This is a genomic window from Nonomuraea thailandensis (assembly GCF_024172165.1).
In the GTDB taxonomy this organism is placed as follows: Bacteria; Actinomycetota; Actinomycetes; order Streptosporangiales; family Streptosporangiaceae; genus Nonomuraea; species Nonomuraea thailandensis.
Window position 1 is genome coordinate 2,336,507 of sequence record NZ_JAMZEB010000002.1, and the last position, 23,019, is coordinate 2,359,525.

A 23,019-nucleotide genomic window follows, 5' to 3' on the forward strand; every position below is an offset into this window, starting at 1 on the left:
TTCGGAGGTCAGCGGCAGCCTTGTAGGCGAGTACTCGTCTGCGTATACTCGTCCACGAGTAAGCGAGTGATCGAGGACGGTGAGTGGAGATGCCCCGACGGCGTCCGGTGAGCAACCTGCTGGCGCTGGCCGTGCTCACCGTCGTCGACCAGCGCCCGATGCATCCCTACGAGATGGCCTCCGTCCTGCGCTCCCGCGGCAAGGACCAGGACATGCCGATCAAATGGGGCTCCCTCTACACCGTCGTGCGCAACCTGGAGAAACACGGCCTGCTGGAGGCGGTGGAGAGCGCCCGCCAGGGCGGCCGCCCCGAGCGCACCGTCTACCGCGTCACCGGCGCGGGCCGCCAGGAGGCCGACGACTGGACCAGGGAGCTGCTGTCCGAGCCGCGCCGGGAGCCGTCGGCGTTCGAGGCGGGCCTGTCGGTGATGGCCGGCCTCGGCCCCGACGAGGTCGCGGCGCTGCTGCTGCGGCGGCTGGAGGTGCTGGAGAAGCAGATCGAGGCCGACCGGCGGGCGCTGGAAGGGGATCGGGCCGAGGTGCCCCGGCTGTTCCTGGTCGAGTCCGAGTACGCGCTGGCGATGCGGGAGGCCCAGGCCGCCTGGGTGCGATCGCTGCTGGCGGAGCTGGACGGGGGCACGTTCCCCGGTCTGGCGGAATGGCAGGCGTATCACCGCACGGGCGAGATGTCGCCCGACGTGGCGGACCTCGCCGAGAGAGGCCGCCCGGCCGACCGAAGGCCAGAAGGGGAGCCACCATGACCACGACCACCACCGGCACCGTGACGTCCGCCGACGGCACCACGATCAGCTACCGCGAGGTCGGGCAGGGCCCCGGCTTGGTGATCGTGCACGGCGCCATGCAGACCGGGCACACCCAGATCGAGCTGGCCGGAGCCCTGGCCGGCGACTTCACCTGCTACCTGCCCGACCGCCGCGGCCGGGGCGGCAGCGGCCCCGCGGGCGCGGACTACGGGCTCGCACGCGAGATCGAGGACCTGGAGGCGGTGCTGCGCGCCACCGGCGCCCGGTACGCCGCCGGCGTCAGCTCCGGCGCGGTCATCACCCTGCACACCGCGCTCGCCCGCCCGGCCGCCCTGAGCAAGGCCGTGCTCTTCGAGCCCCCGCTGGGCCTCGACGCCACCGGCGTGCGCGGCGCCCTGGAGCGCTTCGACCGCGAGATCGCCGCGGGCCGCGTCCCCGCGGCGCTCGTCACCGGCATGCGGGCCGCCCGGCTCGGCCCGCCGCTGTTCAACGCGCTGCCCCGCCGCGTGCAGGAGTGGCTGACGGGCCTGATGCTGCGAAGCCAGGACGGGGCGGCGGCGGACGGGCCGACGTTCAGGGAGCTGGCCCCGACCCAGCGCCACGACATCCAGATCGTGGCCGAGGCCTTCGGGGGCTTCGCGGCGTACGGTCCGGTCGAGGTGGAGACGCTGCTCCTCGGCGGCGGCAGGAGCCAGGGCTACCTGAGGTCCGCGCTCGTCGAGCTGGAGCGCGTCATGCCGCGGGCCAGGCGCGTGGTCATGGAGGGCCTCGACCACGGCGCCACGCAGAACGCCGCCCAGCGCGGGCGCCCCGAGCGGGTCGCCGAGGAGATCCGCCGGTTCCTGAAGGGCTAGAGGTTCCTGAGGAACGTGGCCGCGACGGGGGCGGCCACCGCACCGCCGCCGCCTCCGCCCTCGACGACCACGGCGAACGCGACGTCCCCCTTGAAGCCCATGAACCAGGCGTGGGAGTTCAGCTTCTCGCCCGTGCCGTACTCGGCCGTGCCGGTCTTGCCGTGAGTGCCCGACGGCAGCCCCGCCGACTTGGCGGTGCCCTTGGTCACCACCGCCGACATCATCGTGTGCAGCCCGGACCGCACCCCTTCGGGCAGCTCCCGCTCCTTGGCCTTCTGCCTGATCGACGGCACCAGCGTCGGCGGGCGCCACGTGCCGTCGGCGATGGCCGCGGCCACCGAGGCCATCGACAGCGGGCTGGCCGTGATCCTGGCCTGACCGAACGACTCCGCGGCCAGCTCGGCGTCGGACTCGGCCCTGGGGAAGCTGGCCTTCGTGGCCGGCACCCCGATGTTCAGCGGCTGGTTGAACCCCACCTCCTCGGCCACGTCCAGCAGCTTGTCGGCGCCCAGCTTCGACTCCGCCAGCGGCGCGAACGTCGTGTTGCACGAATGGGCGAAGGAGTCGAGGAACGAGATCGACCCGAACGCCTCCTCGTCGGAGTTGCGGATCGACAGCCCGCCGACGTTGACGTTCTTCGGGCAGGTCACCGTGTCCTGCGGCGACACCCCGGCCTGCAGCAGCCCGATCGCGGTGACCGCCTTGAACGTCGAGCCGGGCGGGTAGCGGCCGTCGAGCGCCCGGTTGAACCCGCCCACGTTGTTGACCACGGCCAGGATCTCGCCGCTGGAAGGCTTGATCGCGACCAGCGAGGTGGGCTTCTTCATGTCCTTGACCGCGGCCACCGCGGCGGCCTGCGTCTGCGGGTCGAGCGTGGTCTGGACGGGCGCGCCCTCGGTGCCCTCGATGGTCTCCAGCGTCTCGTCGCCGAGCCTGATCTCGGTCGCGGGGGTGCCGGCGAGCTGCTCCTGGAAGGTCTCCTGCAGCCCGCCGCGGCCGACGGCCTGCCCGACCTTGTAGGAGGAGCCCAGCTTGGAGACGTCCTTCTTGGTGGCCTTGTCGAGGTAGCCGACGAGCTGCTGCACCGAGCCGCCGACCGCGCCGGTGTCGATGCGGTCGCCGTCGGCGTCGGTGATCTCGGCGCGCTGCGGCCACTTGGTCTTGAGCGAGAACGCGGCCCCCTCGGTCATCGACGGGTGCAGCGTCGCGGGCTTCCAGTCGACCTTCCAGGTGCGGTCGGCCACCACCAGGTCGATCTTGCCCTCGTAGGTCCACCGGCCGATGTTCTTCAGGCCGAACGTGGCGGTGTAGGGGACGCTGGCGCGGTCGTCGCCCTCGGTGACCCGGCCCAGCTTGACGGCGGCCGACTCGACGGCGAGGGCGGTGCGCTGCTGGTCGTACGCGGTGAGCTGCTGCGGCGCGGCCAGCTCGGCCGCCATCGCGGTCTTGTCACCGGCCTGCCACGCCACGGCGAAACGCTGCGCGGTCTCGGCCGGAGTGCCCCTCGTGTGCAGGACGTAGTACGCGCCACCGGCCGCGGCCCCCACCGCGAGCACGGCGACGCCGGACACGATCGCGATCGTACGACCCCGCGCCACTGATCAGCCCCCAGACTTCTCGACGACAGGTGTCCGAGCCTAGCGTCCGAATCAGGACATTCCATTCGAAGCTTTGTAACTGGCCGCGTACGTCGGCACATACTCCTGACCGGACAGCTTCTGGATGGCCGCCATGATCTCGTCGGTCACCCGCCGCCGGTCACGCGCGTTGGCGTGGTCGCCCTCGAACCGCATCGGCGCCCCGATGGAGATGCCGATCTTCGCCGGCCTGGGCACCTTCGCCCCGTAGGGCAGCACCTTGTCGGTGCCGCTCAGCGCCACCGGCAGCACGGGGGCGCCGGTCTTGAGCGCCAGCCAGGCCACCCCGATCTTGCCGCGGTAGAGGCGGCCGTCGGGGGAGCGGGTGCCCTCGGGGTGGATGCCGAACAGCTCGCCCCGCTCCAGCAGCGCGGCGGCGTCGTCGAGCATGGCCTGCGCGGCGTGCGCGCTCTCCCGGTCGATCGGCAGGCTCCCGCCCAGCCGCATGAAGAACCCGGAGACGGGGTTGCCGTCGAAGTACTCGTTCTTGGCGGTGAACGTCACGTGCCGGGGCAGCAGCGCCGGGAGCAGGAACGAGTCGAGCACCGACAGGTGGTTGGCGGCCAGGATCGCGGGCCCGCTCCTCGGCACGTGGGCCGCGCCCGAGATGTGCGGCCTGCACATCGCGGTCGTCAGCGGTGCGGCGGCGAACTTGACCACTTCGTACAGCAACGAGCTCTCCTGATCATCGGGCCTGCGGCCACCCCACCATAGATCAGGCGCCCCGCCGGTGCGGCGGGACGCCTGGGAAAAGCTGTTAGGCCGATGTGGCGGTCGCCTCCTCGGCGAGGTGCACAACACGGCTCCAGCCGAACGGTATTCCGTGAAGGCGGTAATTTGCGGCCCGGGGGACACTAACCACATCGGCAATCTTGAGTTAAGCACACCGGCCGCCCCTGAAGGTAATCGCGCCTACCTCTTGGGCCGCGTTTTACCGGCTCATGTCCTGGTCCAGTGCGGCTGCGCCACGTCGAAGACCCGCTGCTCCCGCCCCCGCAGCGCCACCTCGGCGAACTGCCACAGGATGGCCCCCGTCGGCGCGTGGATCACGATGGACGGCCCCAGCGGCATCTGCAGCAGCTCGCCCCGCCAGCGCGGCACCCCCGGCGCCAGGAACCGCTCCAGCGGCACCGCGTGCACCGAGGCCACCTCCCGCGGGTCCGGCACCGGCTCCTGACGGCCGCCGAACGCCACCACCGGCGTGATCACGAACCCCGAGTCGGTGACGAAATCGTCGAGCAGCCCCGCCACCTCCACCCCCGTGACGCCGGTCTCCTCGGCCAGCTCGCGCAGCGCCGCCTCCTCCGGCCGCTCCCCGTCGTCGGCGCGCCCGCCGGGCAGCGCCCACTGCCCCGGGTTGCGGCCGCGCGCGGCCCGCCTGATCACGACCACGTACGGGCGGCCCCCGGTGTCCTCCAGCACGCACACGGTGACGCCGGCCCTGCGCACCCCGCCGGCCGGCGGGACCTGCCTGCGCTCGAAGGCGGCCAGCCGGGCGGTGACCTGCGCGCGCAGCGTGTCGATCGGCGTCAGCATCCCTCCAGGATCTCACGCCGTGGTGCGCGGCAGCCGTACCTCCACGTGCGGCCCGCCCTCGGCCGGCGCCGTCACCGTCCCGCCGTCCGCGGCCACGACGGCTCGCGCGATCCACAAGCCCAGCCCCGTCCCGTGAGAGGAGCGCACCCGCTCGCCCTGCATCCGGCTGAACGGTCGAACGGTCGTCCACCTCGTAGGGGGCTGGACACCGCCGTCGTGGGGGCTGGCCGGTCGTCGTGCCGCCGTGGGCGCTGGGCGGGGCGGTCGTCGCGACGCTGGTGAAAGGCACGGCGGCGGGCATCTACCCGGCCATGCGCGCCGCCCGCGTGTCGCCCACCGTGGCGCCGGCCGCCGTCTGACGGCTCTACCCCGGGGTGAGCAGGATGCTGAGCAGCGTCCCGAGCAACATCCCCGCGCCCGCGGCGATCGCGGCCCACCGGCCCAGGGGCTCGCCGCGGGCATGACCCACGACGCCCAGCACGAGCCCCGCCAGGCCGAACAGGACCGGCAGGTAGAGCACGGCCACCGCCCCGCAGACGAACCCGATGACCGACGGCACCTGATCCAGCACCCGCGGCGCCCTCACCGCCGGCGGTACGGCCCACCGCGGCCGATCACCAACGTCATCGACGTCATCGACGTCATCGACCTCGCCGGCGTCATCGGTTCCGCCGGCGTCATCGGCCTCGCCGGCGCCGCGCCGAGCCGCGTCGCCGCCCCTGGGCGTGCCGCCTGCGGTGAGCGGGCCGCTCTTGCCTGCCGCGCCATCCGCGACGGCCGCGCCATCCGCGGCCGCCGGGCCACCTTGAACGCCCGCGCCATCCGCGGCGGCCGGGCTGCTCCGGTCGGACGCGCCGCGCGCGGCGGTCGGCCGGCTTCGAGCTGGCGGGCTGTTGGCGGCGGTCGGCCGGCTTCGAGCGGGTGGGCCGCTGGCGGCGAGCGGGCCGCTTCGGCCGGACGAATCCCCTGCGGCGGCCTGCTCGCCACTGGCGGGCGCGCCGGCTGCGGGCGGGCCGTCCGCGTTGAGCGGGCCGCTCCTGCGGGGCGTGCCGTCCGGGGTGGCCGGGTGGGGCCGGGCGGGGGCGTCGCCGGTGCCGGACGGGTCCGCGGGGTCGGGGGAGGAGGACACGCGCGGGCTCCTCTCGGAGGGTGCACACATCACACACCGGACGGGAGGTCGATGTCGAGACATATGCCCATTTCAGGATGGGTGGGCCAGCTGCGGCGGAAGAGGCCGGGCATGCACCACGTCGAGCCGGGACACCGCGCGGGTCAGGGCGACGTACAGGCGGTTGAGCCCGCGCCGCTCCGCCCCGGCGATGGCCGCGGGCTCGGCCACGACGACGTGGTCGTACTCCAGACCCTTGCACATGGAGGCCGGCATCACGCTGAGCCGGCCGCTCACGTCGAGGCCCTCGTTCCAGAGCGCGGCGGTGATCGACTCCACGCCGGCGTCCGCGGCGATCACCCCGATCGAGCCCTCGAACCCGAACGCCTCGCGCACCGCCTCCACCACCCCCTTCTCCAGAACGGGCACCTCCGTCACCCGCAGCCGCCCGTCGGAGCGGTACGAGCGCGTCGCGGGCACCTCCGCCTCCAGCGCCGCCAGCAGCGTGTTGGCCAGCTCCACCACGGCCGCCGGGACGCGGAACCCGGTGCTGAGCGCGATGACCTCGCCGCCGGGCTTGCCGAGCAGCTCCAGGCGCTCCGGCCAGGACGCCGCCGCCCACGGCGTGGTGCCCTGCGCCAGGTCGCCGAGCACGGTCAGCGAGCCGTGCTCGCTGCGCCTGGCCACCGCGCGGCACTCCATCGGCGACAGGTCCTGGGCCTCGTCCACGATCACGTGCCCGTAGCCGCGCGGGCGTTCGATCAGCGAGCCGAGCTCGTCCAGCAGCACCAGGTCGGCCGCCGACCACTTCGCGCTCTTGACCCCGCGCGGCGGCCTGCTCCAGGTCAGGGCCGCGCGCTCGGCGTCCGTCAGCAGGCCGCGCGCCGGGTCGCGGCCGTCCGCCGCGGGGCCGCGCAGCAGCTCGTACAGGACCTCCTCCGGCTTGACGGCCGGCCAGACCTGGTCGAGCCACGGCGTGACGGCGCGGCCCACCTTGCGCAGCCAGGCCGCGCCGGCCGTCCGCCCGCGGGCCTCGGCCTGGCGGCGGACGGCCTCGGCCACGCGCGCCCTGACGCGTTCGCGGCCGGTGCCGTAGGGAACGGACTCGCGCCGGGTGTCGTCCACGAAGCGGCGCAGCTCGTCCTCGCGCACCCGCCACCGGTAGGAGCCGTCGGGCACCGCGACCGGCTCGACCGGCCTGGCGATCCGCCCGTACAGGGCTCTGCGCAGCACCCGTGCCATGCGGGCGTCGTGCTTGACCACGGCCGTCGCCTCGTCGTCCGTCGCCGTGACGGGGACGGTGGCCAGCAGCCGCTCCAGCGTCGTCTGCTCGACGTCCACCTCGCCGAGCGCCGGCAGCACCGCCGAGATGTAGCCGAGGAAGGCGCGGTTGGGGCCGAGCACGAGCACGCCGGCGCGCTGGAGGCGCTGCCGGTGGGCGTAGAGCAGGTAGGCGGCCCGGTGCAGGCCGACCGCCGTCTTGCCGGTGCCGGGGGCGCCCTGCACGCAGATCGAGGTGTCGAGCCCGGCGCGGACGAGGTCGTCCTGCTCTGGCTGGATGGTGGCGACGATGTCGCGCATGGGGCCGACGCGGGGGCGCTCGATCTCGGCCGCGAGGATCCTGCTCTCGCCCTGCTCGCCGCGCGAGAGCCGCTCGTCCTCGAAGCCGGTGAGGGTGGTGCCCGACCAGCCGAAGCGGCGGCGTACGTCCACGCCCTGCGGATCGCGGGCACTGGCCCGGTAGAAGGCCCGAGAGACCGGCGCGCGCCAGTCGATCACCACGGGCGGGCCGCCGTGCTCGCCGCTGATGTGCCGGCGGCCGATGTGGTACGCCCGTCCGGCGTGCTCGGCGGAGCCAGGGCCGAAGTCCAGCCGACCGAAGAACGGCGGGCCCTCGGGCTCCTCGCTCAGCTCCTTGGCCAGGCTCTTGAGGTGCCGGCCCAGGCGTTCGGCGCTGTAGCGGTCGCCGGCCACGCTCTCGCCGACGATGACGTTGTTCCTGGCGCCCTCCAGCATCCTGCGCAGGCCGGCCCTGCAGCGTTCGACGTACTCCCGCTCGTCGTCGAGCGTGGCCATCACGCCTCCCAGAAGTGTTAACCCGGTTAAGAATTTAACCAGGTTAACACTTTGCTAGAGTGTGCTCATGACGGGACTGCGGGAGCTGCAACGGCGGCGCGTGCACGAGGCCATCTCCACCGCCGCCATCACGCTCTTCCTGGAGCGCGGCTTCGAGGAGGTGTCCGTCGCGGAGGTCGCGGCGGCGGCCGGGGTGTCCAAGCCGACACTGTTCAAGTACTTCGCCACGAAGGAGGACCTCGTCCTGCACCGGATCGCCGACCACCTCGGCGAGTCGGCCCGGGTGGTGCGGGAGCGGGCTGCGGGGGAGCGGCCGGTGCGGGCGCTGCGCCGCCACTTCCTCGACGGGCTGGCCCGGCACGACCCGGTCACCGGGCTCAACGACGACCCCGAGGTGGTGGCCTACCACCGCATGGTGTTCTCCGGCGCGCCCAGCCTGGTGGCGCGGCTCTACCAGCACATGGCGCGGGACGAGGAGGCCCTGGCCGAGGCCCTCGCGGAGACGGCCGACGAGCTGACGGCGCGGCTGCTGGCCGGTCAGGCGGTGGCCACGCAGCGGGTGCTGGCCCGGCGCAACTGGCAACTGCTGGCGGACGGGCGGCCGATCGCGGAGGTCGAGGCGGAGGCCGTGCGCGCGGCCGAGCGCGGCTTTGGAATGCTGCCTGTCTGATTCCCCGCGCTTTTCAAACATTAGGGCGATTTCACGCCTGGCGAATATCGCAAGATCGAGGGAGTTTAGCCAGGTGAGAGGGGGTGATGTTGTTATCCTGACAACCTCTTCACGAATTGCAAATTTATGCAATTTGGGACAAGGCGGGGTTGTCTTTACCTAGAAGGAGTGGTGGTGAACGGACCTTTCATGTGTATGCACGGTCACCGTACCGATTCGATCGGTGACACAACGTGACGGGCGTGATGGCCGCGAGCTGGGGACGCGTCCGGTCGGTGCTGCCCGAACGGGCCGCGCTGGCCGCGATGCGCCACCAGCCCCGCAGCAACCTCCTGGCCGGCCTGACCGTGGCGATCGTCGCGCTGCCGCTGGCACTGGGATTCGGCGTCTCCTCCGGCCTCGGCGCCGCCTCCGGCCTGGCCACCGCGGTGGTCGCCGGATCACTGGCCGCGCTGTTCGGCGGCTCGGCCCTGCAGGTGTCGGGCACCAGCGGCGCGATGACCGTCGTGCTCATGCCCATCATGAGCGACCACGGCGCCACCGGCGTGCTCACCGTCGGGCTGCTGGCCGGAGCGCTGCTCGTCATGCTCGCCCTGGCGCGGGCCGGACGTTACATGTCCCTGGTCCCCGCGCCCGTCGTCGCCGGCTTCACCGTCGGCATGGCCGGCGTCATCGGCCTGCAGCAGATCCCGCACGCGCTCGGCGTCCCGGCGCACGACAGCGACAAGGTCGCGGTCGTGGCCTGGCACGCCGTCATCGACTTCCTGGCCAGGCCGCACTGGTGGGCCATGTCGGTCACCCTCATCGTGGCGGCGGCGCTGCTGGTGGGCGCGAGCCTGCGGCCGAACGTGCCGTTCTCGCTGCTGGCCGTGGTCGTCGTCACCATCGTCGCGGAGCTGGCAGAGCTGCCGCTGGCCACCATCGGCCACCTCCCGCAGGGGCTGCCCGCGCCGTCGCTGGGCTTCCTCGACCTCGACGTGCTGCCGTCCCTCATCGCACCCGCCATCGCGGTGGCCGCGCTGGCCTCGATGGAGTCGCTGTTGTCGGCCACCGTGGCCGACAACATGACCGGACGGCACCGGCACGACCCCGACAGGGAGCTGTTCGGCCAGGGCATCGCCAACCTCGTCACCCCGATGTTCGGCGGCATGCCCGGCACCGGCGCCATCGTCAGGACCGCCGTCAACGTCCGCTCCGGGGCGACCTCCCGGCTCGCGGCGCTGGCCCACGCGCTGATCCTGGGCGCCATCGTCTACACCGCCGCCGGGCTGGTCTCCAAGATCCCGCTCGCCGCGCTGGCCGGGGTGCTGCTGGCCACCTCCATCCGCATGGTCGAGCGCGACTCCGTACGCGCCATGTGGCGCTCGACCAGGAGCGACGCGGCGGTGCTCGTGCTGACCGCCATCGCCACGCTGACGCTCGACACCGTTCTGGCCATCATCCTCGGCCTGGTCGTCGCGGGGGCGCTGGCGCTGCGGGCGATCGCGCGGAACGTGCGCTTCTACCAGGAGCCGCTCCGCCACGACCTGCAGCCGCAGCACACCGAGGACGAGCACGCCCTGCTCGCCGAGCACATCGTCACCTACCGGCTGGACGGGCCGCTGTTCTTCGCCGCCGCCCACCGGCTGCTGATGGACCTGTCCGAGGTGACCGGCGTGTCCGTGGTGGTGCTGCGCATGCGCCTGGTCTCCACCATCGACGCCAGCGGGGCGAAGGTGCTCTCCGACACCATCGAACGGCTCGAAGGGCGGGGGGTCATGGTGTACGTGTCGGGCATCCCCGACGGGCACCATCAGCCGCTGGAGGCACTCGGCGTGATCGCCCGGCTCGACCAGGCCGGTCAGGTGTTCGCCACGACCGACGAGGCCATCGCGGCGGCCCGCGAACGCCTGCACAGCTCCGGCATCGTGCCTCGCCTGGCGGGCTGAACCCCGCACCCGAACCGCTCCGGCCCGGCCACCCGCCCGCGCCGGAGCGGTCCTGCCGTTCTTCCGCGCCCCGGCCTTGCCGCCCGCCCCCGCCGGAACGGCCCGTCGGCCGGCCACCGGACGTGCTGTCACCTGTCTGCGTGTCAGCCGAGGGGAGCGTGCAACCCCCGTGCCGCCGGGCAGCCGGTCAGGCGAGGGGACGGGCGGCCGGAAGGCGGAGGCGGTCGACGGCCTCGCGGCGGGTGCGCTCCGGGCGGCGGTCGTAGCGGGCCGTGGTGGCCGGCGAGGCGTGCCCCACGAGGGCCTGCGCCGTCGCCAGGTCCACCCCGGCGTCCAGCAGCTCGCCGATGAACGTACGGCGGAAGTCGTGCGCCGTGCGCCGCGACGCCCCCGCCTCCCCGAACCGCCGGGTCAGGATGTCGGCGATGCCCTGCCCGGTCAGCCCCACCGGCCGCCCGTCACGCGTACGCAGCCGCCCCGCCTTGCTGATCGGGCTGAAGAGCGCCCCCGGCCCGTTGCCGCGCAGCGCCAGCCACCGCTCCACCAGCCCGATCGCGTCCGTCGTCAGGTAGACCAGGCGCTCCTTGTCGCGCTTGCCGCGCACCCGCAGCGACCGCGACCCCGGGTCGTAGTCGGCCAGCGTCAGCCCGCCGAGCTCGGCGCGGCGGCAGCCGGTCGAGTACAGCACGGAGATCAGCGCCGCGTCGCGCACCCCGGCGGGCGAGTCGTCGCACGCCGACAGCGCCGCGCCCACCACCTCGGGCGGCACATGGTGCCCGGCGGGCAGGCGGCTCTGCCGCACCGGGGCCAGGTCGGAGGCGCGGGCGAGGTCCTCGGCGCTGGTCTGCCCCAGCCGCCACGCCTCCTTCAGCACCCGCCGCAGTGCCACCAGGTGCTTGTTCACGTACGCCGCCGACCACCCCTGGTCGGTGAGCATCGTACGGATCCGCACGGTGTGCTCGTACCGCAGCAGGTGCCAGGGCTGCCCCGCCCCCGTCGCGCTGTCGTCGCCGGTCAGCAGCTTGGCCAGCCGATCGAGACAGCCGCGCATCGTGCGCCGCGACTCGGGGCTGGTCAGGGAGTCGAGATAGACGTGGTACGGGTCGCGCGCCGGCTCGACCGGCAGCGCTCCCGGCACGGACACGGCAGGCAGGCTCACCCTGACGATCTTACGAAGGATCGGGCGAGCCCGCCCAGGCCGCCGCTCGAACGGGCCGCGTCAAAAGGGGCCGTGTCAAAGGGGCCGCGCCGATGGGGCCGGTCGGAAGGGCCGCGTCAGAAGGGCCCGGTCAGCTCGCCCAGCTTGTCGGTCAGCTCCAGGTTCGCGGAGTAGTCCACCGGCACCGCGATCACCGACACCACGTCATCGGCCAGCGCCTTGCGCAACGTCGGCAGCAGCTCCTCCGCGCTCCCGATCCGGTAGCCGCGCGCCCCGAAGCTCTCCGCGTACTTCACGAAGTCGGGGTTGCCGAAGGCCACGTTGGAGTCGCGCCCCAGCTCCAGGTCCATCTTCCACTCGATCAGCCCGTACGCGCCGTCCTCCCACACCAGCACCACGAACGGGACGCGCTCCCGCACGGCCGTCTCCAGCTCCTGCGAGTTCATCAGGAACGCCCCGTCGCCCGTGGCCGCCAGCACCCGCCGCCGCGGATACGCGAGCTTGGCGGCCAGCGCCCCCGGCACGGCGAACCCCATCGACGACAGCCCGTTGGAGACCAGCATCGTGTTCGGCTCGTACGTCGGGTACATGCGGGCCATCCACATCTTCACCGCGCCCGTGTCGGCCAGCACGATGTCCTCGCGCCCCATGGCCGCGCGGATGTCGGCCACCACCCGCCGCGGCGACAGCGGGAACCCGCTCTCGGCCCGCCCCTGCTCCAGCTCCTCCCGCAGCATGCGGCGGATCTTCTCGCCGGTGCCGTTGATCTCGAACCGCCGGTGCACGGCGTCCGCCAGCACGTGCAGCGACCGCGAGATGTCCCCGTGCACGCCGACCGCCACCGGGTAGTGGTCGTCCACCTCGGCGGGGAACCGGTGAATGTGGATGATCTGCTTGTCCCGCTCCGGGTTGATCTTGACCGGGTCGAACTCCTGCAGCTCGTACCCGACGCTGATCAGCACGTCGGCCTCGTCGAAGCCGAAGTTCACGTAGTCGTGCCGCATGAACCCCACCGCGCCCAGCGCGTGCCGGTGGTCGTCGGGGAAGACCCCCTTGCCGTTGAACGTGGTCGCCACCGGCAGCCCCAGCCGCTCGGAGAAGCGGACGAGCGCCTGCGCGGCCCCCGCCCGGGTCGCCCCGTGACCGGCCAGCACGATCGGCCTGCGCGCGGTGGCCAGGATGTCGGCGGCGCGGGCGATCTGGGCGGGGGAGGGGTCCTGGGGGCGTACGACGTTCACCGGCAGCGGGCGCAGGCCGTCGGGGACCGGCGCGGACTCGACGTCCTCGGGGATGGCCAGGTAGACGGCGCCCGGCCGTTCGGTCTGGGCGGTCTTGAACGCCTTGCGGATCAGCTCGGGCAGCGCCCGCGCCGAGGGCGCCAGCTCCGCCCACTTGGTGATCGGACGGAACAGCGACACCAGGTCCACCACCTGGTGCGACTCCTTGTAGATGCGGTCGAGCCCGACCTGCGCCGTGATCGCCACCACCGGCGTGCTGTTGGTGGTGGCGTCGGCCACGCCGAGCTGCAGGTTGATCGCCCCGGGCCCGAGCGTGGCCGACGCCACGCCCGCCTTGCCGGTGAGCCTGCCGTAGATCTCCGCCATGAACGCCGCGCCCTGCTCGTGACGGACGAGCACGTAACGGATCGAGGAGTCCTTGAGCGCGTCGACGAAGTGAATGTTCTCCTCGCCCGGGATGCCGAAGACGTACTCGACGCCCTCCGCCTCCAGAGCCTGCACGATGAGCCGGGCCGCGTCGGCCTGCGCTGCCATGCGAAACGCCTTCTTCCATGAACGACTGCACTCGGTGGAGCACGGAAGTGGGGACATTCATTCCAGGACGGCGAAGCTGTCACAGATCGCGTCGCCATCCGGTCTTGTTTCCGAAGTGCCATCGCCGACACGGGTCAGAAGGAACACGATATGCATGCGCTGGAGAACCGGATCGCCACCCCAGTCCTGGTGATCGGCACGGGAGGGGCCGGGCTGCGGGCCGCGATCGAGCTCGCCGAGCGCGGGGTCGGCGTCCTGGCCGTGGGCAAGCGGCCGAAGGCGGACGCGCACACGACGCTGGCGGCGGGCGGCGTCAACGCGGCGCTGGCCACGATGGACCCTGAGGACAGCTGGCAGCAGCACGCGGCCGACACGCTCAAGGAGAGCTATCTGCTCGCCCATCCGGAGACGGTGCGCATCGTCACCGAGGGGGCGGCGCGCGGGATCGAGGATCTGGAGCGGTACGGAATGCCGTTCGCGCGCGAGCCGGACGGGCGGATCTCCCTGCGCTTCTTCGGCGCCCACAGCTACCGGCGCACCGCCTACGCCGGCGACTACACCGGCCTGGAGATCCAGCGCACCCTGATCAACCGGGCGGCCCAGCTCCGGATCCCCGTCCTCGACACCGTGTACGTCACCCGCCTGCTGGTCCGCGACGGCGCGGTCTTCGGCGCGTACGGGTTCGACCTGACCGACGGCAGCCGGTACGTCGTCCACGCCGACGCGGTGATCCTGGCCACCGGCGGGCACACCCGGATCTGGCGGCGCACCTCCTCGCGGCGTGACGAGAACACCGGCGACTCCTTCCGCCTGGCTGTCCTGGCCGGCTGCCGCATCCGGGACGCCGAGCTTGTGCAGTTCCACCCGTCGGGTCTCATCGCGCCCGAGAGCGCGGCCGGCACGCTCGTCTCCGAGGCGGCCAGGGGGGAGGGCGGGATCCTGCGCAACGGGCTCGGGGAGCGCTTCATGGAGCGGTACGACCCGGAGCGCATGGAGCTGTCCACGCGGGATCGCGTCGCGCTGGCCGCGTACACCGAGATCAAGCAGGGCCGCGGCACCCCGGATGGAGGCGTCTGGCTGGACGTGTCCCACCTGCCGCGCGAGACGATCATGACCCGGCTGCCCCGCGTCTACCAGACGCTGCTGGAGCTGCAGATGCTCGACATCACCAGGCAGCCGATCGAGATCGCGCCGACCGCGCACTACTCGATGGGCGGCGTCTGGGTGCGGCCCGAGGACCACGGCACCGGTGTCGACGGCCTGTACGCGATCGGGGAGGCGGCCAGCGGGCTGCACGGCGCCAACCGGCTGGGCGGCAACTCGCTCATCGAGCTGCTGGTCTACGGCCGCCTCGCCGGGCAGGCGGCGGCCGAGCACTCCGCGGGCCTGGAGGCCCAGCGCCGCTCGGCCGGGGCGGTCGCCGAGGCGCGGGCGGAGGTGGACGAGCTGCTGGCCGCCGACGGCCCCGAGAACGTGCGGGCGCTGCAACGCGCCCTGCGCGACATCATGACCGAGCACGCCGGGGTGGTGCGCGACGAGAGCGGCCTGCTGCAGGGCCTGGACGAGCTGGCCGCCGTGGAGGCGCGCATGGGCGACGTCGGCGTGCATCCGGACCTGGCCGGTTTCCAGGACCTGGCGCACGCCTTCGACCTGAAGTCGGCGGCGCTCGCCGCGCGCGCCACGATCGAGACCGCGCTGGAGCGGCGCGAGACCCGCGGCTGCCACAACCGCTCCGACCACCCGCGGCTCGACCCCGAGCTGCGGGTCAACCTCGTGTGGTCCGGCCCGGGAGCGGTGGAACGCGAGGCGATCCCGCCGGTTCCCGCCGCGATCGCGGCGCTGATGCGCGAGGTCTCGACCGCCGGAAAGCTCGTCGAGTAGCCGGCGACCGGCGACCGGGCAGCACAACTGGAAAGGATGACGTGATGACCCCTGTGATCGTGGGCGTGGACGACTCCGAGGACGGCCTGCGGGCCGTGGAGTGGGCCGCCGCCGAGGCCGTACGCAGGCGGCGGCCCCTGCGGATCGTGCACGCCTTCATCTGGCCCCTCCTCAACGTGCCCCTGGGGCCCGTGCCGGGAGGGCCGCCCGAGGGCGGCCTCCAGCACGCCGCCGAACGCGTCCTGGACACCGCGCGGGCCCGCGCGCAGGCGGTCGCGCCCGGCGTGGAGGTGACGACCGACCTGCCGGAGGGCGAGCCGGTGACCGCGCTGCTGCACCATTCCCGGGAGGCGGAGCTGCTCGTCGTGGGCAGCCGCGGGCTCGGCGAGGTGGGCGGGCTGCTGCTGGGCTCGGTGGGCGCCCGGCTGGCGGCCGAGGCCGACTGCCCCGTCGTCGTCGTGCGCGGCTCCGCCCGGCCTGGCGGGCCCGTCGTGGTGGGCATCGCCGACCCCGGCGAGAGCGAGGCGCTGCTCGCCTTCGCCTGCGCGCACGCCGCCAGGACGGCGGATCCCGTGATGCTGGCGCACGTCGGACCGGCCGATCCGGGCCGTCCGCCGCTGCCGGACCCCGACCTGGCCCGGTGGCGGGAACGTTTCCCCACGGTCACGTTCGACCAGGAGACGCTGACCGGGCGCCCGGGCAAGGCGCTGACGCACGCCGCCGAGCAGGCGTCCCTGCTCGTGGTGGGCTCGCACCACCGCCACGAGCTCGGCGCGCTGCTGCACGGCTCGGTCAGCCAGAACGTGCTGCACCACGCCGGCTGCCCGGTGGCGGTCATCCGCGGCGGCGCATAGGCCACGAGAAATTTCCCGGGATCCGTCACGAGCGCGCGGGGCTGTCCGGTCTTAGCTGACGACCGGGTGGCGACAAGGTGACCCGGCGAACGAGAGAGGAATCCGCATGAAGATCGTGGTGATCGGCGGGACCGGCCTGATCGGGTCGAAGCTGGTGGCGAAGCTGGGCGAGCACGGTCACGAGGCGGTCGCGGCCTCGCCGAACACCGGCGTGAACACCCTCACGGGGGAGGGCCTGGCCGAGGTGCTGGCGGGCGCCCAGGTGGTCGTCGACGTGTCGAACTCGCCGTCGTTCGAGCGGGCCGCGGTGCTGGAGTTCTTCGAGACCTCCACGGGCAACCTGCTGGCGGCCGAGAAGGCGGCGGGCGTGGGCCACCACGTCGCGGTGTCGATCGTGGGCACGGAGCGCATGCCGGACAACGGCTACTTCGCGGCGAAGATCGCCCAGGAGCAGCTGATCGAGAAGTCGGGGGTGCCGTTCTCGCTGGTGCACTCGACCCAGTTCTTCGAGTTCGCCCGCGGCATCGCCGACGAGGCCACCGTGGACGGCAAGGTGCACATCGCGCCGGTGCTCTTCCAGCCGATCGCCGGCGACGACGTGGCCAAGGCGGTCGGCAGGACGGCGGTCGGCACGCCGCTGAACGGCAGGGTCGAGATCGCCGGGCCGCAGCAGTACCGGATGGACGAGTTCTTCCGCAAGGCGCTGACCGCCTGGGGCGACACCCGCGAGGTCGTCACCGACCCGCACGCGCGCTACTTCGGCAGCGAGGTGAGCGAGCGGTCGCTGGTCCCCCTCGACGACAACGCCGTGCTGGGCACGATCACCTACCGGGACTGGCTCGGCAGCTCCGGCGCGGGCAAGTAGGTCCGTGACCGCACCGGCGATGGCCGCCGAGTTCGACGACGTCACCGGCTGGACCGCCGAGGCCGTCGAGGAACTCGGACGGCGGCACGCCATCCCGGCCGCCTGCCGGGGCAGCGCGAGCCCGGCCGCGCTGGCCTGGCCGGCCGAGGCCGGCGCGTTGTCCCCGGGCATGACGCTGCTGGACGTGGGGGCCGGGGCGGGGGGCCGGCGGCCTGGTGCCTGGGGATGTTCGCGACCCGCCACCGGCCCCACCCGGCCTACGCGCTGGCGGCCGGCCAGGGTGAGCGCTTCACCCACCTGTTCGCGTCCGGCCAGATCAGCGTGCGGCTGATCCACGCGGTCAGCCGCACATCCACCCGAGCCACCCATGGAGGAAAGATGAGCACCGGCGAGGACGACTTCCTGCACGAGCTGGAGGTCGAGGTCGAGGCGGAGCTGAGCCTGGTCGAGGCCAGCCGTCCGGAGGAGGTCGCCGGCCTGCCGGTCTCCGAGTGGCTGTTCGACCCGGCCGAGGCCGAACGCGAGGAGATCGGCCTGCGCGGCCTGCGCGACGCGGTCGAGGTGCTGGAGGACGGCGCGCGGCCGGACGACCATGTCGCGTGAGGCGCGCACCGGCCCGCCCGGCGGTCTGCACGAGACGGCCACGTCGCGTGAGGCGCGGATCGACACGCTCGGCAGCCTGCGCGAGCACCTGCAGTGGGCGATCGAGCTGGAGCACGCGACGCTGCCGCCGTACCTGTGCGCGCTGTACTCGCTGGACGCGGAGCGCAACCCGGAGGCAGCCGCCATCGTGAGCAGCGTCTTCGCCGAGGAGATGCTGCACCTGGCGCTGGCCGCGAACCTGCTGAACGCCGTCGGCGGGCAGCCGGTCCTGGACTCGCCGCGGATGCTCCCGCCCCATCCGCGGCGCCTGCCCCACGGCGACAGGACCCTGGAGCTGTCGCTGGTCCCCTTCGGCGCGGACGCGCTGGAGATGTTCCTGCGCCTCGAACGGCCGGCGCCGCCGGGAGCCGCGCCGGAGGGCGACGACTACGAGACGATCGGCCAGTTCTACGCCGCGATCGAGCAGGGGCTGCGCCTCCTGTGCGACCGGCTCGGCGAGCAGGAGGTCTTCTCCGGCGACCCGGCCCGCCAGGTGCACGCCGGTCACTTCCGGCACACCGCGGGCCGGCTCGTCGCGGTCCATGACCTGAAGTCGGCGCTGGAGGCGCTGGAGGAGATCGTCGAGCAGGGCGAGGGCAACTCCCACGGCGAGGTCTGGGACGGCGACAAGGACGTCTTCCACCCCGAACGGGACGAGGTCGCCCACTACTACCGCTTCCAGGAGCTCAAGTCCGGCCGGCGCTACCGGCGCGGCGACACCCCGCAGTCCGGCCCCACCGGCGAGCCGATCCGGCTCGATCCGGCCGGCGTGCGCCCGATGCCGCCCAACCCGCGCCCGGCCGAGCCGGGCAGCGCGATCCGCCGGGCCCAGGACGAGTTCGACCACACCTACTGCGCCGTCCTGCACCTGCTGGAGCGGGCGTTCAACGGCAACCCGAGGCTCCTCGCGGTCGCCACCGGCACCATGTACGCGCTCAAGGCCCAGGCCCTGGCGCTGATGGAGGCGGGCGCCGGCCCCGCCTTCGGCTACGTGGCGCCGGAACGCCGCCGGTGGAGCTCCGGCGACGAGCGGCGCGTCGTCGTCCTGCGCGACGGCCCGTACGTCGTCTACGGCGGCGTCCCGCTGCGGCGCAAGCGCAAGATCGTCTCCTCCGGTGACGACGCGCTGACCTGGAAGACCGGCGAGCCGCTGGAGACCGAGGACACGTACGCGCTGTGCCGCTGCGGCCACTCGGACGCCAAGCCGTTCTGCGACGGGACGCACGCCGTGATCGGGTTCGACGGCACGGAGGGCCCGGTCATGCGGCCGTACCGGGAGCTGCAGCACGTGCACGACGGGGCCGGCATCTCGGCGCAACGCGTGGGGGAGCTGTGCGTCCACGCCGCCTTCTGCATCGGCCGCACCAGGCCGATCGCCGCCATGCTCGCCGACACCGGCGACAGCGACGTGCGCTCCACCATCATGGGCCGCATCGACCACTGCCCCTCGGGCTCCTACAGCTACGCGCTCGAACGCGGCGGCGAGACGATCGAGCCCGACCTCCCGCAGGCCGTCTCGGTCCTGGAGGAGGAGGACGGTCTGGCGAGCGCGCTGTGGGTCACCGGCGGGGTGCCGGTGATCCGATCGGACGGCCGCCCGCTGGAGACCCGCAACCGGATGACGCTGTGCCGCTGCGGCCACTCCGGCAACAAACCGCTGTGCGACGGCACCCACCGGGAGATCGGCTTCCGTGAGGAGCCCTCCCCGGCCACCGATCCCACCACGAGAGAAGGAACGACATCATGACCGAGCAGCCCGTCGTCGTGCTGGTGCACGGCGCCTTCGCCGAATCGGCATCCTGGAACCGGGTCATCGAGCGCCTGCACAGCCATGGGCTGGAGGCGGTCGCCGTGGCCAACCCGCTGCGCGACGTCGAGGGCGACGCCGCGTACGTGCGCGACGTGATCGCCGGTCTCGGCCGGCCCGTCGTCCTGGCCGGCCACTCCTACGGCGGCATGGTGATCAGCCGGGCGGCGGCAGGCGACCCCGCCGTGCGGGCCCTGGTCTACGTCGCCGCCTTCGCCCCCGAGCAGGGCGAAAGCGCCTTCCTGCTGTCGGCCAAGTTCGAGGGCAGCAGCCTGGGCGAGGCGCTGGTCGCCTACCCGGTCGCGTCCGGCGGCAACGAGTTCCGCATCGACCCCGGCAAGTTCCACCACCAGTTCTGCGCCGACCTGGAGGCCGGCGAGGCCGCGCTGATGGCCGCGACCCAGCGGCCGGTGACCGAGCGGGCGCTGCGGGACGAGCCGGGGCAGGAGCCCGCCTGGCGCACCGTCCCGTCCTGGTTCGTGCACGGCGAGCGCGACCTCAACATCCCGGCCGAGGCGCTGCGCTTCATGGCGGAGCGGGCCGGCTCGCGGGGCACCCGGGAGATCCCCGGCGCCTCCCACGCGCTCGCCGCCTCCCAGCCCGGCGCGGTGACGGAGACCATCCTGGAGGCCGTCCGCCACGCGGGCGGCTGAACCCGCGGTACGCGGCCCGCGGCGGGACAGAGCCGCGGGCCGCGTACCGTTTCGGCGCGGGCGCTCATGCGGCGCGCAGTGGCTGTACTTCCCCGGACCGGCGGCAGACCGGGCCTGCCGGTGGGGGTACGGCCACTTCGGCGTTTCCGGGCCTCGAAGGCGCCCGGCGCCGGGCACGAGCTCGCGGCGTCCTCGCCGGCACGCGGCTGTGCGGTGGCCGTCCCTGTTCGGGTCTTCGGGGGGTGCACGTGTGCTGGTCGTCCCGGAGGCTGTCGTCTCCCCGTCGCGGCTCTGGGACGTGTCGTCGTGGCGGTGCCACCGCCGCCCGCGGCGCCGTGGGCGCCAGGCGCCCGCGCCTAGCGGGCGACGTCGGCGGCGAGCAGTTCTTCGAGGTCGGCGAGGCCGCCGGTCTGCGCGGCGGCGAGGAACGTCCGTACGAGGCGCTGGTGCGCGGGAGCGCTCACCGGGTGGACGCGCCCGTTGGCCAGGTGCTGGCGGGCACGCCGCAGGAGCTGGCGCGTGTGGTCCTCGGTCAGGCGCAGGACCTCGCCGATCTGCCGGTAGGGGTAGTCGAAGGCGATGCGCAGCAGGTAGACCGCCCGCTCGGCGGGCGTCAGCCGCTCCAGCAGCAGCCTGATCGCGCCGTCGATCGCCTCGTGCCGCTCGGCCGCCGTCTCGGGGCCGACCGACTGGTCCGGCGTCTCGGGCAGCCAGGGCCCGGCGGAGGTCTCACGGCGCTTGCGGGCGGACTGGGTGACGTTGATGGCCAGCCTCGTGGTGGTCAGCGCCAGGAACGCGGCCGGGCTGACGACGATCGAGCGGTTGGCGCGGGACCAGCGCAGCCACGTCTCCTGCACCACGTCCTCGGCCTCGCCCACGTCCTGGAGGACCCGCAGGCCGATCGCGTAGAGCCGCGGCGCGGCGCTGACGAACGTCGCGGCGGCTCCGTCCCACCCGGCGATCGACCGGTCGTCTATCTGCCCGGCCTGGTCCCCGTACGACTCCAACAGGTTCATGGTCACGGTTGCAACTCCGTTCACAGCCGGCATCCGGCGGATGCCACTGCGATCACGGTCGCTTTCCGTAGCCCTCCATCGCGCCCTGGGGACCCCGTGGTCACCACCCTGGCCCGGGGGCCCCGGGGTCCACTAGGGGGTCCGGGGGGAGCGCGGGGTCGCCAGCCCGCGATCAAGGAATCGCCTGGTCAGGACGCCTGCTGAGCCAGGGGTAACCCCCCGGGGGCTCTGGTCCGGGGCGCGGCGGGCCGAGCGCGAGGCGGTCATGAGCCCGGTGCTCATCCTGGAGGCTGAGACGGCGATCGGCAAGACGGAGCCTTCCCGGAGCCGCCGCCCGGCGACTCTCGTCCCGGCGGTGTCACGAACCGCGGACACCGTCCGGTCCAAGGGGGCGAGGACCGGCCGAGGGGCCGGTCGCCAGCGAGAGGAAGACCATGAGCGACTACGTTCTGGAGCCGGCGGCGCAGGAGTTCGCGCAGGCGGCGGGCAGGCCCCCGTTCGTGTACGAGCTCGGCACGGAGGGCGCCCGCAAGCTCCTGGACGGCGTGCAGTCCGGCACGGTGCCCATGCCGGACGTGGACGAGAAGTGGATCACCGTGCCGGCCGCGGCCGGTGACGTGCGGGTCAGGATCGTCAGGCCCGCCGGCTCCGCGGGGACGCTGCCGGTCGTGCTGTACGTGCACGGGGGAGGCTGGGTGCTGGGCAACGCGGGCACCCACGACCGCCTGGTGCGCGAGCTGGCCGTCGGGACGGGCGCGGCCGTGGTGTTCGTGGAGTACGACCGCTCGCCCGAGGCGCGCTACCCGGTGGCGATCGAGCAGGCGTACGCGACCGCCCTGTGGATCACCAAGGAGGGCGCGGCGGAGAACCTCGACGCCACCAGGCTGGCCGTGGCGGGCGACTCCGTCGGCGGGAACATGACCGCCGCGCTGACGATCATGGCCAAGCAGCGCGGCGACGTGCGCTTCCTGCACCAGTCGCTGTACTACCCGGTCACCGACGCCGGCCAGGACACCGGCAGCTACCGCGAGTTCGCCGACGGCCCCCACCTGACCGCCAAGGCGATGGCCTGGTTCTGGGACGCCTACACCACCGACCCCGCCCAGCGGGCCGAGATCACCGCCTCCCCGCTGCGCGCCACGCTGGAGGACCTGGCGGGGCTGCCGCCCGCGTTCGTCGTCGTGGACGAGAACGACGTGCTGCGCGACGAGGGCGAGGCCTACGCCCGCCGCCTCACGGCCGCCGGCGTGCCGACCACCAGCGTCCGCTACAACGGCACGCTGCACGACTTCATGATGCTCAACCCCGTGCGCGACACCCGCGCCGCCCGCGCCGCCACCGCCCAGGCCATCGAGGTGCTCAAGGCGGCGCTGGGCGCCGGCGACGCGCGGAAGTGACGCCGCCGTGCCCGCGATCCTCATCCACGACGTCCCCGGCACCCACCGCGTCGGGGCGGGCGTGCGCCGGCCGCGCCACTCGTCCTTACGAGGCGGAGACCATGACCGTCCAGCAGATTCATGAGCCCCGATCACCTCTGCGCTGGACCGCCCGCGCCGCCTGCCAGGACGCCGACCCCGGCCTGTTCTTCCCCATCACCTGGGACGACCACGCCGGGCAACGCGAGGACCAGGCACGGCGCATCTGCCGGAGCTGCCCCGTACAGGCGATCTGCCTCGACTGGGCGCTGCGCACCGGCGAGCCGGACGGCATGTGGGGCGGCACCACCCCCGAGGAGCGCCGCAGGATCCGGACCCGCCAGGGGCCGGCCACGGCCTGACCCGACCCTTCTGACAAGGA

22 protein-coding genes are annotated in these 23,019 nt (G+C 73.4%); 13 read left to right on the forward strand and 9 right to left on the reverse strand.

All coding sequences use genetic code 11. The features are described 5' to 3' along the window. Positions 1-89: 89 nt before the first annotated feature. Positions 90-761, forward strand: a complete 672-nt coding sequence (locus HD597_RS14660) for a PadR family transcriptional regulator (RefSeq protein WP_253742665.1) — start codon at positions 90-92, stop codon at positions 759-761. Then, positions 758-1,618, forward strand: a complete 861-nt coding sequence (locus HD597_RS14665) for an alpha/beta fold hydrolase (RefSeq protein WP_253742666.1) — start codon at positions 758-760, stop codon at positions 1,616-1,618. The genes HD597_RS14660 and HD597_RS14665 overlap by 4 nt, the downstream gene beginning before the upstream one ends. Here HD597_RS14665 and HD597_RS14670 read toward each other — a convergent pair. From HD597_RS14670 to HD597_RS14685, 4 genes are all read right to left on the reverse strand, one after another. Continuing rightward, positions 1,615-3,189 (reverse strand): penicillin-binding transpeptidase domain-containing protein, encoded by a 1,575-nt coding sequence (locus HD597_RS14670; RefSeq protein WP_253742667.1) that lies wholly within the window; start codon positions 3,187-3,189, stop codon positions 1,615-1,617. The genes HD597_RS14665 and HD597_RS14670 overlap by 4 nt on opposite strands. 78 nt (positions 3,190-3,267) lie before the next feature. After that, positions 3,268-3,927 (reverse strand): lysophospholipid acyltransferase family protein, encoded by a 660-nt coding sequence (locus tag HD597_RS14675; RefSeq protein WP_308210613.1) that lies wholly within the window; start codon positions 3,925-3,927, stop codon positions 3,268-3,270. 267 nt (positions 3,928-4,194) lie between these two features. Then, entirely contained in the window at positions 4,195-4,791 is a 597-nt protein-coding gene (locus HD597_RS14680) for an NUDIX hydrolase (RefSeq protein ID WP_253742668.1), read from the reverse strand. 12 nt (positions 4,792-4,803) lie between these two features. Further along, positions 4,804-4,953 carry a histidine kinase gene (locus tag HD597_RS14685; RefSeq protein ID WP_253742669.1) on the reverse strand — a complete coding sequence of 50 codons (150 nt, stop codon included), beginning with the start codon at positions 4,951-4,953 and terminating at the stop codon, positions 4,804-4,806. 74 nt (positions 4,954-5,027) lie between these two features. On the opposite strand from HD597_RS14685, the gene HD597_RS64445 reads away from it, so the two are divergent. Beyond that, positions 5,028-5,150 carry a hypothetical protein gene (locus HD597_RS64445; protein ID WP_276082911.1) on the forward strand — a complete coding sequence of 41 codons (123 nt, stop codon included), beginning with the start codon at positions 5,028-5,030 and terminating at the stop codon, positions 5,148-5,150. Between the two features lie 5 nt (positions 5,151-5,155). On the opposite strand, the gene HD597_RS14690 is transcribed toward HD597_RS64445, so the two are convergent. Both HD597_RS14690 and HD597_RS14695 read right to left on the reverse strand, forming a co-directional pair. Further along, positions 5,156-5,920 (reverse strand): hypothetical protein, encoded by a 765-nt coding sequence (locus HD597_RS14690; protein ID WP_253742670.1) that lies wholly within the window; start codon positions 5,918-5,920, stop codon positions 5,156-5,158. A gap of 72 nt (positions 5,921-5,992) precedes the next feature. Beyond that, positions 5,993-7,975: a HelD family protein gene (locus tag HD597_RS14695; RefSeq protein WP_253742671.1), complete on the reverse strand. Its 1,983-nt coding sequence runs from the start codon at positions 7,973-7,975 to the stop codon at positions 5,993-5,995. Between the two features lie 67 nt (positions 7,976-8,042). Here HD597_RS14695 and HD597_RS14700 point away from each other — a divergent pair, with 67 nt between their 5' ends. Both HD597_RS14700 and HD597_RS14705 read left to right on the forward strand, forming a co-directional pair. Next, on the forward strand, positions 8,043-8,645 hold the full coding sequence (locus HD597_RS14700; protein WP_253742673.1) for a TetR/AcrR family transcriptional regulator: 603 nt from the start codon (positions 8,043-8,045) through the stop codon (positions 8,643-8,645). A gap of 233 nt (positions 8,646-8,878) precedes the next feature. After that, on the forward strand, positions 8,879-10,573 hold the full coding sequence (locus HD597_RS14705) for a SulP family inorganic anion transporter (RefSeq protein ID WP_253742674.1): 1,695 nt from the start codon (positions 8,879-8,881) through the stop codon (positions 10,571-10,573). Positions 10,574-10,760: 187 nt separating this feature from the next. Here HD597_RS14705 and HD597_RS14710 read toward each other — a convergent pair whose 3' ends face one another. Beyond that, positions 10,761-11,732 (reverse strand): tyrosine-type recombinase/integrase, encoded by a 972-nt coding sequence (locus HD597_RS14710; protein ID WP_253742675.1) that lies wholly within the window; start codon positions 11,730-11,732, stop codon positions 10,761-10,763. Between the two features lie 116 nt (positions 11,733-11,848). Beyond that, entirely contained in the window at positions 11,849-13,504 is a 1,656-nt protein-coding gene (locus HD597_RS14715; protein WP_253742676.1) for an acetolactate synthase large subunit, read from the reverse strand. 150 nt (positions 13,505-13,654) lie between these two features. Here HD597_RS14715 and HD597_RS14720 point away from each other — a divergent pair, with 150 nt between their 5' ends. The 6 genes from HD597_RS14720 (at position 13,655) to HD597_RS14745 (ending at position 20,206) form a co-directional block, all read left to right on the forward strand. Continuing rightward, positions 13,655-15,385 (forward strand): L-aspartate oxidase, encoded by a 1,731-nt coding sequence (locus tag HD597_RS14720; protein WP_253742677.1) that lies wholly within the window; start codon positions 13,655-13,657, stop codon positions 15,383-15,385. Positions 15,386-15,429: 44 nt separating this feature from the next. Further along, on the forward strand, positions 15,430-16,239 hold the full coding sequence (locus tag HD597_RS14725; RefSeq protein ID WP_253742679.1) for a universal stress protein: 810 nt from the start codon (positions 15,430-15,432) through the stop codon (positions 16,237-16,239). Positions 16,240-16,345: 106 nt separating this feature from the next. Next, complete coding sequence (locus HD597_RS14730) at positions 16,346-17,104, forward strand: SDR family oxidoreductase (protein ID WP_253742681.1); 759 nt, start codon at positions 16,346-16,348, stop codon at positions 17,102-17,104. A gap of 225 nt (positions 17,105-17,329) precedes the next feature. After that, a complete protein-coding gene (locus tag HD597_RS14735; RefSeq protein WP_253742683.1) occupies positions 17,330-17,707 on the forward strand; it encodes a hypothetical protein in 378 nt (125 codons plus the stop codon). After that, complete coding sequence (locus HD597_RS14740; RefSeq protein ID WP_253742684.1) at positions 17,697-19,493, forward strand: ferritin-like domain-containing protein; 1,797 nt, start codon at positions 17,697-17,699, stop codon at positions 19,491-19,493. Before HD597_RS14735 ends, HD597_RS14740 begins: the two co-directional genes overlap by 11 nt. Beyond that, positions 19,490-20,206: an alpha/beta fold hydrolase gene (locus tag HD597_RS14745; RefSeq protein ID WP_253742686.1), complete on the forward strand. Its 717-nt coding sequence runs from the start codon at positions 19,490-19,492 to the stop codon at positions 20,204-20,206. The genes HD597_RS14740 and HD597_RS14745 overlap by 4 nt, the downstream gene beginning before the upstream one ends. A gap of 356 nt (positions 20,207-20,562) precedes the next feature. Here the strand turns inward: HD597_RS14745 and HD597_RS14750 are convergent, their stop codons facing one another. Beyond that, positions 20,563-21,222 (reverse strand): sigma-70 family RNA polymerase sigma factor, encoded by a 660-nt coding sequence (locus HD597_RS14750; RefSeq protein ID WP_253759356.1) that lies wholly within the window; start codon positions 21,220-21,222, stop codon positions 20,563-20,565. A gap of 434 nt (positions 21,223-21,656) precedes the next feature. Here HD597_RS14750 and HD597_RS14755 point away from each other — a divergent pair, with 434 nt between their 5' ends. Together HD597_RS14755 and HD597_RS14760 are read left to right on the forward strand one after the other, a co-directional pair. Further along, positions 21,657-22,619 (forward strand): alpha/beta hydrolase, encoded by a 963-nt coding sequence (locus tag HD597_RS14755; RefSeq protein WP_253742688.1) that lies wholly within the window; start codon positions 21,657-21,659, stop codon positions 22,617-22,619. Between the two features lie 101 nt (positions 22,620-22,720). Next, positions 22,721-22,999, forward strand: coding sequence for a WhiB family transcriptional regulator (locus tag HD597_RS14760; protein ID WP_253742690.1), 279 nt, complete (start codon positions 22,721-22,723; stop codon positions 22,997-22,999). The last annotated feature ends 20 nt before the right edge of the window (positions 23,000-23,019 follow it).

What these genes read in the sequence shown, in the direction of transcription:
- HD597_RS14750 (WP_253759356.1), bottom strand. Translation starts at nt 21,222, where the DNA reads ATGAACCTGTTGGAGTCGTACGGGGACCAGGCCGGGCAGATAGACGAC.
- HD597_RS14660 (WP_253742665.1), top strand. Translation starts at nt 90, where the DNA reads ATGCCCCGACGGCGTCCGGTGAGCAACCTGCTGGCGCTGGCCGTGCTC.
- HD597_RS14665 (WP_253742666.1), top strand. Translation starts at nt 758, where the DNA reads ATGACCACGACCACCACCGGCACCGTGACGTCCGCCGACGGCACCACG.
- HD597_RS14715 (WP_253742676.1), bottom strand. Translation starts at nt 13,504, where the DNA reads ATGGCAGCGCAGGCCGACGCGGCCCGGCTCATCGTGCAGGCTCTGGAG.
- HD597_RS14700 (WP_253742673.1), top strand. Translation starts at nt 8,043, where the DNA reads ATGACGGGACTGCGGGAGCTGCAACGGCGGCGCGTGCACGAGGCCATC.
- HD597_RS14685 (WP_253742669.1), bottom strand. Translation starts at nt 4,953, where the DNA reads ATGCAGGGCGAGCGGGTGCGCTCCTCTCACGGGACGGGGCTGGGCTTG.
- HD597_RS14760 (WP_253742690.1), top strand. Translation starts at nt 22,721, where the DNA reads ATGACCGTCCAGCAGATTCATGAGCCCCGATCACCTCTGCGCTGGACC.
- HD597_RS14680 (WP_253742668.1), bottom strand. Translation starts at nt 4,791, where the DNA reads ATGCTGACGCCGATCGACACGCTGCGCGCGCAGGTCACCGCCCGGCTG.
- HD597_RS14745 (WP_253742686.1), top strand. Translation starts at nt 19,490, where the DNA reads ATGACCGAGCAGCCCGTCGTCGTGCTGGTGCACGGCGCCTTCGCCGAA.
- HD597_RS14720 (WP_253742677.1), top strand. Translation starts at nt 13,655, where the DNA reads ATGCATGCGCTGGAGAACCGGATCGCCACCCCAGTCCTGGTGATCGGC.
- HD597_RS14740 (WP_253742684.1), top strand. Translation starts at nt 17,697, where the DNA reads ATGTCGCGTGAGGCGCGCACCGGCCCGCCCGGCGGTCTGCACGAGACG.
- HD597_RS14695 (WP_253742671.1), bottom strand. Translation starts at nt 7,975, where the DNA reads ATGGCCACGCTCGACGACGAGCGGGAGTACGTCGAACGCTGCAGGGCC.
- HD597_RS14725 (WP_253742679.1), top strand. Translation starts at nt 15,430, where the DNA reads ATGACCCCTGTGATCGTGGGCGTGGACGACTCCGAGGACGGCCTGCGG.
- HD597_RS14735 (WP_253742683.1), top strand. Translation starts at nt 17,330, where the DNA reads ATGTTCGCGACCCGCCACCGGCCCCACCCGGCCTACGCGCTGGCGGCC.
- HD597_RS14730 (WP_253742681.1), top strand. Translation starts at nt 16,346, where the DNA reads ATGAAGATCGTGGTGATCGGCGGGACCGGCCTGATCGGGTCGAAGCTG.
- HD597_RS14755 (WP_253742688.1), top strand. Translation starts at nt 21,657, where the DNA reads ATGAGCGACTACGTTCTGGAGCCGGCGGCGCAGGAGTTCGCGCAGGCG.